Source organism: Actinoplanes solisilvae, assembly GCF_003999975.1.
Classification (GTDB): Bacteria; Actinomycetota; Actinomycetes; order Mycobacteriales; family Micromonosporaceae; genus Actinoplanes; species Actinoplanes solisilvae.
The window spans coordinates 1-2,313 of record NZ_RJAC01000072.1 but is presented as its reverse complement, the minus strand read 5'-3'; the positions used below and the strand labels follow the sequence as shown (position 1 = coordinate 2,313).

Sequence of the window (2,313 nt, the reverse complement as noted above, 5' to 3'; positions counted from 1 at the left end):
CCGGCAGCGGCACGATCTTTCAGCAGGACTCAACGTCCAGGAACTCTGAGTGCTCGTCCGCCGGCGGCTACCTACCCACCAGGAGTTTGCCCGATGGCGTGCTCCCAGAACTCATTAGGACCTCGACATGGCGTCCATCGAGATGCACAACATCGTCAAGGAGTACGGCGACGGCTTCAAGGCGGTCAACGACATCAGCCTCACCATCGCCGACGGCGAGTTCATGATCCTGGTCGGCCCTTCCGGCTGCGGCAAGTCGACCCTGCTCCGCATGATCGTCGGGCTGGAGGACATCACCTCGGGCGACATGGTGATCGGCGGCGACCGCGTGAACGACAAGGCCCCGCGCGACCGCAACCTGTCGATGGTGTTCCAAAACTACGCCCTCTACCCGCACCTGACCGTCTTCGAGAACATCGCCTTCCCGCTGCGCCTCAAGAAAGGCATCTCCGAGGAGGAGATCAAGAAGCGGGTGGGTGACGCGGCCGGCATGCTCGAGCTGAACGAACATCTCGACCGCAAACCCGCGAACCTGTCCGGCGGGCAGCGCCAGCGGGTGGCGATGGGCCGGGCGATCGTCCGGCAGGTTCAGGCGTTCCTGTTCGACGAGCCGCTCTCCAACCTCGACGCCAAACTGCGCGGCCAGATGCGTACGGAGATCTCGCGCATGCAACGCCGTCTGGGCACCACCACCGTCTACGTCACGCACGACCAGACGGAGGCGATGACGCTCGGCGATCGGGTGGCGGTGCTGCGGCGCGGCTACCTGCAGCAGGTGGCCTCGCCGCGCGAACTCTACGAGCAGCCGGTGAACATGTTCGTGGCCGGCTTCATCGGTTCACCGCCCATGAACTTCCTCCCCGCCGTCGTCGCCGGCGACCGCCTGCAGTTGCCGTTCCTCGAGATCCCCCTGCCGTCCACCGTCCGGGAGAAGGTCTCCGACGGCCAGCTGCTGATCGCGGGCCTGCGCCCCGACCACTTCGAGGACGCCCGGCTGCTCGACCCCGTGAAGGCGGAGCGGGGCTCGAAGTTCCGGGCCAAGGTCGACGTGACCGAGTGGCTGGGTGATTCGCAGTACGCCTACATCCCGTTCGAGGCCAACGAGGAGGTCACCCGCCAACTGGCCGACCTGGCCGCCGAACTCGACAGCGAGGCCCTGCGCACCCAGCTGATCATCTCGATCGACGCGATGAGCCGACTGCGCGAGGGCCACGAGGCCGAGTTCTGGGTCGACACCCGCCGCATGCACCTCTTCGACCCCCGAAGCGGCGACAACCTCACCCGCGACGAGGCCGCGGCGGCCCAGATGGCCGCCGACGAGCAGGAGGACCTCCGCGAACGCATGGAGTCACCCGACGCGGCGACCAGATAGGAGCGGATCGTTTCTTCGTGCATCACAATGATGCGCGTGCGGAGACTCCGGCGTACGGCGGCCACCCTGGCTGTGGTGTTCGCGGTGTTCGCGGTGGTCGCCGTGGCCGCCTTCAGTATCGGCGGTCTGTGGTGGGGCGGGTCGGCTGGCGTTGTTCCTCGACGGCCTCGACGAGTTGCCGTTGGGCCTCCAGGCCGCGGCGCTATCGAAGATCAATGAGGCCGGAGCCCTCGCCGAGGTGGTGCTGACCAGTAGGTTCCATGCCTACAAACAGGCATTGACCGGCGCTCGTCTCTGGCGCACCGCCGTCGTTGAGGTGCTTCCGGTCGAGGCCCGCCAGGCCGGCGAGTTCCTGCTCGCGGAGCAACTGGGCGACCGGCGCCAGCAGTGGCAGCAGGTCGCCGACCTGCTGGTTGCGCGGCCCGAAAGCGTCACGGCCCGAACGCTGACGACGCCTCTGGCACTGAGCCTTGCCCGCGACGTCTACGCGGAGGAGCCCGCCCGCCTCGTCGACGCGGACGGCTTCACCTCGGAACGCGAACTGCAAAGGAATCTGCTGCGGCAGTCTGTTCTGCGGGCATTCCCCGGACCGGGCGGAGAAACCGCACGATGGTGGCTGGCCCGGCTGGCGCAACGGATGGGGGACGGGCGGAGTCTTTCGTGGACTGGGATTCCGGTTCTCGTGATTCGGGAGAGCATGGACCTGCGATTGTCCGTCGTCGCCGCGGTGAGTGCGATCTGCCTGGTGACCGGCGGTTTGGTGATGAGCGTGCTGAATGTGATCGTGCCCGTGAACCAGATCGTTGCCCTCTGCCTGATGCTCACGGCCGTTTCATGATCGATAGTGGCGGTGAGTGACGATGCCCGCGTCGGCGTGTCGGATATGGACGAAGCCCCGTTGAGACCAGGTCTTCTCACAGATCTGGTGCAAACGGAGCTTC

Annotated in this window: 2 protein-coding genes; both read left to right on the top strand. The window is 66.5% G+C overall.

Annotated features, from left to right (window positions below):
• Nucleotides 1–127 precede the first annotated feature (127 nt).
• Complete coding sequence (locus tag EER30_RS46615; RefSeq protein WP_127509765.1) at nt 128–1,372, top strand: ABC transporter ATP-binding protein; 1,245 nt, start codon at nt 128–130, stop codon at nt 1,370–1,372.
• A gap of 151 nt (nt 1,373–1,523) precedes the next feature.
• Entirely contained in the window at nt 1,524–2,210 is a 687-nt protein-coding gene (locus tag EER30_RS46610) for a hypothetical protein (protein ID WP_127509762.1), read from the top strand.
• The last annotated feature ends 103 nt before the right edge of the window (nt 2,211–2,313 follow it).